Source organism: Pseudomonas sp. MD195_PC81_125 (assembly GCF_014060985.1).
Taxonomy (GTDB): domain Bacteria; phylum Pseudomonadota; class Gammaproteobacteria; order Pseudomonadales; family Pseudomonadaceae; genus Aquipseudomonas; species Aquipseudomonas parakoreensis.
The window spans coordinates 1-6521 of sequence record NZ_JABULD010000042.1; the positions used below are offsets into that span (position 1 = coordinate 1).

The following is a 6521-nucleotide window of genomic DNA, read 5'->3' on the forward strand; positions in this document are numbered from 1 at the left end:
GATCGCAGCCTTCGGCAGCTCCTACAGGGAGTGGTGCCAAATCAGACTTTCAGTGTTGGGCTTTGTGATCCAGCGCGGCGTAGAAGTTGGCGCTCTGTTGCAGGTATTTCTGGGTGTAGCTCTGGGTGTGGGATTTTTTGCTGGCGATTTCAACGTTGGCACTGGCTGGCAATGCAACGGTGGCGGAGATGGCGGAAGCGGCGATGACGGAGAAGAGATTGAAGTTCATGGCGGTAACCCTCGTGTTCGGTTGGCTTGCTTTGCCCGGTTGGGCCGTGAAGCAAACTTAACGCTCGAGGGTTGATCGCTTGAAATGCTTTGTAGCATTACCGGATATCAGCGCGATTAATACAAAGAGACAGGCCCCGTAAACCGGGGCCTGTGGCTTATTGTCGCACGATAAACTTCAGGTCACTGGGCGCGTCCATCGGTAGTTTCTGCACGGTTTTGCCGAGCAGACCGGTCTTGGCGTCACGCTCGACGACGACAATTTCGTTGCTCTTCTGGTTGGCGATCAACAGGAATTTGCCACTTGGATCGAGGCTGAATTCGCGCGGGTGATCGCCTTCCACCGAACGTTTTTGCAGTTCCTTGAGCTGGCCGCTCGCCGGATCGATCGCAAAGACCACCAGTTGGTTGGCGGTACCACGGTTGCTGACGTAGAGGAACTTGCCATCGGCCGAGGCATGCAGCGCGGCAGCGGCTTTGTCCGAGGTCGGCTGACCGGCAGCCAGATCGACCAGTTGCGTCTGGGTCAGCACGCCGTCGTGATAGTCGAACACTGCGACCTGTGCGCTCATTTCCATGGTCAGCCAGGCATGCTTGCCGTCCGCGCTGAACAGCAAGTGACGCGGGCCGCTGCCGGCCGGCAGGCTCACCGAAGCAGTTTTCGCCGGGGTCAACGGCAGCTCCGGGTTGGCTTTCGGGTCGAACTGGTAGATGAAGACCTTGTCCGCCCCCAGGTCGTTGGAGAACACGTAGCGGCCATCCGGCGAGGACACCGTCGAGTGCACGTGGTTCGAGGCCTGACGCTCGGGGTTGACCCGGCTCGCCGGGTGCGCGCTCATCTGCACCACCGGTTTGAGTTTGCCGTCAGCACCGACCGGCAACACCGCGAGGGTGCCACCCGGATCTTCCACCACCGAATAGTTGCTGACGAACAGATGGCTGGCATCGCCGCTGAGGCTCGAGTGGGTCGGCTCGTTGCCCAGGCTCTGCACTTGATTGATCAGGGTCAGAGTGTGGGTCTTGGGATCGATCGAATAGCTGCTGACGCGGCCGACCGGGTCTTTCTGGCCGGGACCGTTTTCATTGACCACGAACAGCTGCTTCTGGTCTTTGGACAAGGTCAGCCATGACGGGTTTTCGCTCTTCACCACTTGCAGCGGCTTGGCGGCGATCTGGCCGGTGGCGCTGTCGAAATTCATTCGATAGATGCCCTGGCTGGTGCCGGCGGTGTAGGAACCGACCAGCAATTGATAGCTCTCGGCGCTGGCACTGGACAGGCCCATCGCACCGACGCTGCCGGCCATCAGCAGTGGCCAGAATTTACGCATGTTCATTAATTGTCGTCCTCGTCGTCGCTGCTGCTGACCACGTCACCGAGGCACACCAGACGGTGTTCGCCGGTGGTCTTGGTGTCGCTGGCGTAGCCAATGATCAGCCAGCTTTGCAGGTCTTCATCAAACGTTGCTGCTTCAACCTGAGCCGGCGTGAATTCCCAATGCTTGGCCTCTCGGCCGTCGATGCATTCAATGTGCAGGTTGTCGTCTTCGTCGAGGGCGAACTCGAAGGCGTGCAAGCCATCGATTTCGACCATGCCGCAGTGTTCGAGGGCGTTGAGAAGGGTTTGGGCAGTCATGGCAAACAGTCTTTCTAGGGGGGAAAGGGCCAATGATAGCTTATAGCGCCTCGATCCCTCTGTAGGAGCTGCCGAAGGTGCGATCTTTTTGATCTTTGTTTTTTTAAAAAATCAAAAGTCAAAAAGATCGCAGCCTGCGGCAGCTCCTACAGGTGAATTCGCAAGCACGGGTTTGACTCATGGCCTTCTCTGACCGAAGCTTGCCCCTCTGCTAAAGAACACCCGTTCACGGAAATCGCATGCCTCAGTCCCGCCGCTACCTGCTCATCAGCCTTGGCCTCGTGCTGATCATCGTCGTTGCCTGGTTATCTCTGCGCTCCACCGCCCCCGGTAGTGCCCGAGGCGATCAAGCGCGGCTACAGCGAAGCCCTGACGGCGGCCCGCTCTGGGCAGCCCGGGGCGGCGCGGCAGTTGTACCAGCAATTGGGGCGCCCGGACTTGTCGGCCAAGCGCAGCGTCTGGCTGCTGGCCGAACTGCCCAACTATCCAAGCCCACAAGCGCTGAAACTGGCCGATGCCCATCTGCAGAACGAAGCCCCGGAAGTCCGGCTGGCAGCGATTCAAAGTGTGGTCGGGCTGGTGCCTGGCGGGCAACGCAGCCTGCTGCTCGGGCCGATGCTCGACGATGAAGATCAAAACGTGCGTTTTGCCGCGATCAACGCCCTCCTCGGTCTGACGCCAGATGAGCTGGGTCTGTATTTCGCCCCGTTGCAGCAAGCCATCGATGGCTGGGAACAAGTGCTCAAGGGCCAACCGGAAAGCGCCGCCACCTTTGCGCAGCTGGCGCGCCTGTATCTGCACAACGCCGAGCTCAAACAGGCGCAGCAAGCGCTGGACAACACGCTGCGTCTGGAACCGGGCAACCTGCCGGCGCTGGTGATGCAAATCGATGTGCTCGATCGCCAGGGTCAGAGCGACGCCGCGCGCCAGTTGCTCGCCAAACAACTGCAGGCCCAGCCGGATTCCGCCTATCTGCAACACGCCTTGGGCCTTTGGCTGTTGCACCACGGCCAGCGTGAGTTCGCCCTGCTCGGCTTGTCCAAAGCTGTCGAACTGGAACCGGACAACAAGGATTACCGCTACGACCTCGCCACCACCCTGCATGCCGCCGAAGAACTGGAAGCGGCGCAAAAACAATTGCAGGAAGTCGTGCAGCGCCACCCCGCCGACCGTAAGGCTCGGGTGCTGTTGATCAATTACTGGAAGGAAAGCGGACAGTTGCAGAACGTGCAGATTCTGCTGGCGCAACTGGAGCAGATGAACCCCGACGACCCAGCCCTGCAGCAGGGACTTTAAGCCGTTGGCCGCTGATTCAATGACACTTTGCTATCGAAACCTCGGAACCGTCATGAGCGGCAGCGGTCAAGTAATCAGGTAGAGCACAACGGCTGGTACAGCCTGCTGCCTCGATTCCCCTAGTCATGAGAGGGCATTCTTTGTCTACGTCCAACGAGTTGATCAGTGCAAAAGCCGCCACCGGCATCATTGGCCTGGATGACATCCTCGCCGGTGGTCTGTCCCGAGGGCATGTGTTTTTGCTCGAGGGTGAACCCGGTACAGGCAAAACCACCGTCGCGTTGCATTTCCTGTTGGCGGGCGCCCGTGCCGGCGAACGCTGTCTGTACATCACACTGTCGGAAACCGAGCGTGAACTGCGCCAGGGCGCAGCCTCTCATGGCTGGGAACTGAACGAGAACATCGAGATTTTCGAGCTGACACCGCCGGAAAGCCTGCTCAACGCCGAACATCAGCAAAGCCTGCTGTACTCCTCCGACCTTGAGCTCGGTGAAGCCACCAAGCAGATTTTCGAGGTGGTCGAGCGCTTCAAACCGACCCGTGTAGTGCTCGACAGCCTGTCGGAGATCCGCCTGCTGGCGCAAAGCTCGCTGCGTTACCGCCGGCAGATTCTGGCGATCAAACATTACTTCGTGCGTTACGACGCCACGGTCCTGCTGCTTGACGACCTGACCACCGAGTCCCTCGACAAGACCGTGCACAGCGTCGCCCACGGCGTCATCCGCCTCGAAGAGCTGACCCCCAATTACGGCGCCGAGCGCCGCCGCGTACGCATCATCAAGTACCGCGGGCAAAAGTACCGTGGCGGTTACCATGACTTCACCATCATGGGCGACGGGGTCCATGTATTTCCGCGCCTGGTCGCTGCCGAACACCGTGGCGACTATCCACGCCTGCAATTGACCAGCGGCATCAAGGAAATGGACGCCCTGCTCGGTGGTGGCATCGAGACCGGTTCCAGCACATTGATCCTGGGCCCGGCCGGTACCGGCAAATCGCTGATTTCAATGATCTTTGCTGCCGCTGCCGTAGCACGCGGTGAAAAGGCAGCGCTGTTCATCTTTGATGAAGAGCTGGGTCTGCTCTTCGAGCGGATGAAAAATATCGGCATCGACCTCAAGGCCCTGCAAGCGACCGGCAACCTGCTGATCGATCAGGTGGACGCCGCCGAACTGTCCCCCCGGCGAGTTCTCGCACCGGGTGCGTCGCTGCGTCGATGAGGGCAACATCAAGACCGTCGTGATCGACAGTATCAACGGCTATCAGGCCGCGATGCCGGAAGAAAACGCGCTGGTGCTGCACATGCATGAGTTGCTGCTGTATCTGAACCGCAAAGGTGCGGCGACATTCATGACGGTTGCCCAACATGGTCTGGTCGGCGACATGCAGGCGCCGGTCGATATCACTTACCTGGCCGACACGGTGATCCTGCTGCGCTACTTCGAAGCCATCGGCAAAGTCCGCCGAGCCATTTCCATTATCAAGAAACGCACCGGCAACCACGAGTCGACCATCCGTGAATTCCGCATTTCGGGCCAGGGCATGACCATTGGCGAACCGCTGGAAGCGTTCCAGGGTGTGTTGCGGGGCGTACCGACTTACCTTGGCGCCAGCAATCCGCTGTTGCGGGAAGAAGCCTTGTGACAGCCTCCGTTTCACTGCCGGAACGGGCGCTGATTCTCGCGCCCATGGGCCGCGACAGCCAAGTGGCGCTGATGATCCTCAATGAGGCGGGTTACGGCGGGGTCATCACCCCGGATCTGGGCGCATTGTGCGCTGAACTGGAACCTGGCGCCGGGCTCTTGTTGATTGCCGCCGAAGCGTTGCGCGGCCCGGAACTGGAAACGCTTCTGCATTTTCTGGAGCAGCAACCGGCCTGGTCGGATCTGCCGATCGTCTTGCTGACGCACCACGGCGGCCCCGAACAAGGCCCCTCCTCACGCCTGAGTGAATTATTGGGCAACGTGACCTTTCTCGAGCGTCCGTTTCATCCGGCGACCCTGGTCAGTCTGGTATCCACCGCCCTGCGCGGGCGACGACGACAGTACGAAGCCCGTGATCGCCTGATCGATCTGAGTGAAAGTGAACGGCGCCTGCAATCAACCCTTGAAACCCTCGAGCAGCAAGTCGAGGAACGCACCGCGCAGCTTCGCCACAACGAGGAAGCCTTGCGCCAGTCGCAGAAAATGGAAGCGGTCGGTCAGCTCACCGGCGGTATTGCTCACGACTTCAACAACATGCTCACCGGGATCATCGGCAGCCTTGAATTACTGCGCCGGCGACTGGCTCGCGGGCGCCTTGATGACCTCGACAGCCTGATCGATCTGGGCGTCACCTCAGCCAACCGCGCCGCCGGCCTGACCCACCGTTTGCTGGCATTTTCCCGCCGGCAATCGCTGGACTCCAAAGCCGTGCAGATGAATACCCTGGTGCTGTCGATGGGCGAGTTGCTGCAACGCAGCCTCAACGAAAGCATTCAGCTCGACATGCGCCTGAACGACGATTTGTGGGTCGCTGAAGCCGACCCCAATCAACTGGAGAGCGCCCTGCTCAACCTGGTGCTCAACGCCCGGGATGCAATGCCCGAGGGTGGCAAACTGGTGGTCGAAACCAGCAATCAGGTCCTTGAACAGGCATTCACCGAGGCCTACACCAACCTCGAACCTGGCGAGTACGTCATGCTCAGCGTCACCGACAACGGCAGCGGCATGCCACAGAGCGTGATCAACCGCGCGTTCGACCCATTCTTCACCACCAAACCGATCGGCCAGGGCACCGGTTTGGGCCTGTCGATGATTTATGGATTCAGCAAACAGTCCCGTGGTCACGTCTCGATCGACAGCGAAATCGATCAGGGCACCACGGTCAAACTGTACCTGCCGCGCTTCCGCGGCGAGGAACTGGAGCATCCGGTGTCCGCTGTTCAACAGGCCCCGGAGGCGATGGACGGCGAGACGGTGTTGATCGTCGAAGACGACCCTGCCGTGCGCGTGCTGGTCAGTGCAGTGCTCAGTGAGTTGGGTTATGCATTTGTCGAAGCCGGCGATGCCGATGGCGCCTTACCGATCCTCAACTCGACGCAGCGCATTGATCTGTTGATCAGTGACGTCGGCCTGCCGGGCATGAACGGCCGGCAACTGGCGGAAATCGGTCGGCAGTACCGGCCGGGGCTGAAGGTGCTGTTCATTACCGGTTATGCCGAGCACGCCGCTGTGCGCGGCGGCTTCCTCGACCCGGGCATGCAGATGATCACCAAGCCGTTCACCTTTGATCTGCTGACCGCCAAGGTCCGCGAGATGATCAAGAACTGACCCCCAAAAACGCCTGTAGGAGCTGCCGCAGGCTGCGATTTTTTGATTTAAAA

Annotated in this window: 4 protein-coding genes and 2 pseudogenes; 3 read left to right on the forward strand and 3 right to left on the reverse strand. The window is 60.0% G+C overall.

The window, feature by feature from the left end; all coding sequences use genetic code 11:
• Positions 1 to 49: 49 nt before the first annotated feature.
• The 3 genes from HT737_RS02345 to HT737_RS02355 all read right to left on the reverse strand — a co-directional run bounded on the left by HT737_RS02345 (position 50) and on the right by HT737_RS02355 (position 1861).
• The gene (locus HT737_RS02345) at positions 50 to 229 is read right to left on the reverse strand and encodes a hypothetical protein (RefSeq protein WP_041062495.1); all 180 of its coding nucleotides are present in this window, start codon (positions 227 to 229) and stop codon (positions 50 to 52) included.
• A gap of 157 nt (positions 230 to 386) precedes the next feature.
• On the reverse strand, positions 387 to 1562 hold the full coding sequence (locus HT737_RS02350) for a lactonase family protein (protein ID WP_047293898.1): 1176 nt from the start codon (positions 1560 to 1562) through the stop codon (positions 387 to 389).
• The gene (locus HT737_RS02355) at positions 1562 to 1861 is read right to left on the reverse strand and encodes a DUF5629 family protein (RefSeq protein ID WP_131670256.1); all 300 of its coding nucleotides are present in this window, start codon (positions 1859 to 1861) and stop codon (positions 1562 to 1564) included. Before HT737_RS02355 ends, HT737_RS02350 begins: the two co-directional genes overlap by 1 nt.
• Before the next feature lie 239 nt (positions 1862 to 2100).
• On the opposite strand from HT737_RS02355, the pseudogene HT737_RS02360 reads away from it, so the two are divergent.
• The 3 genes and pseudogenes from HT737_RS02360 (at position 2101) to HT737_RS02370 (ending at position 6468) form a co-directional block, all read left to right on the forward strand.
• Positions 2101 to 3157 (forward strand): annotated as a pseudogene (locus tag HT737_RS02360) (tetratricopeptide repeat protein).
• Positions 3158 to 3297: 140 nt separating this feature from the next.
• Positions 3298 to 4801 (forward strand): annotated as a pseudogene (locus HT737_RS02365) (ATPase domain-containing protein).
• Complete coding sequence (locus HT737_RS02370) at positions 4798 to 6468, forward strand: ATP-binding protein (RefSeq protein WP_182401288.1); 1671 nt, start codon at positions 4798 to 4800, stop codon at positions 6466 to 6468. Before HT737_RS02365 ends, HT737_RS02370 begins: the two are co-directional and overlap by 4 nt.
• The last annotated feature ends 53 nt before the right edge of the window (positions 6469 to 6521 follow it).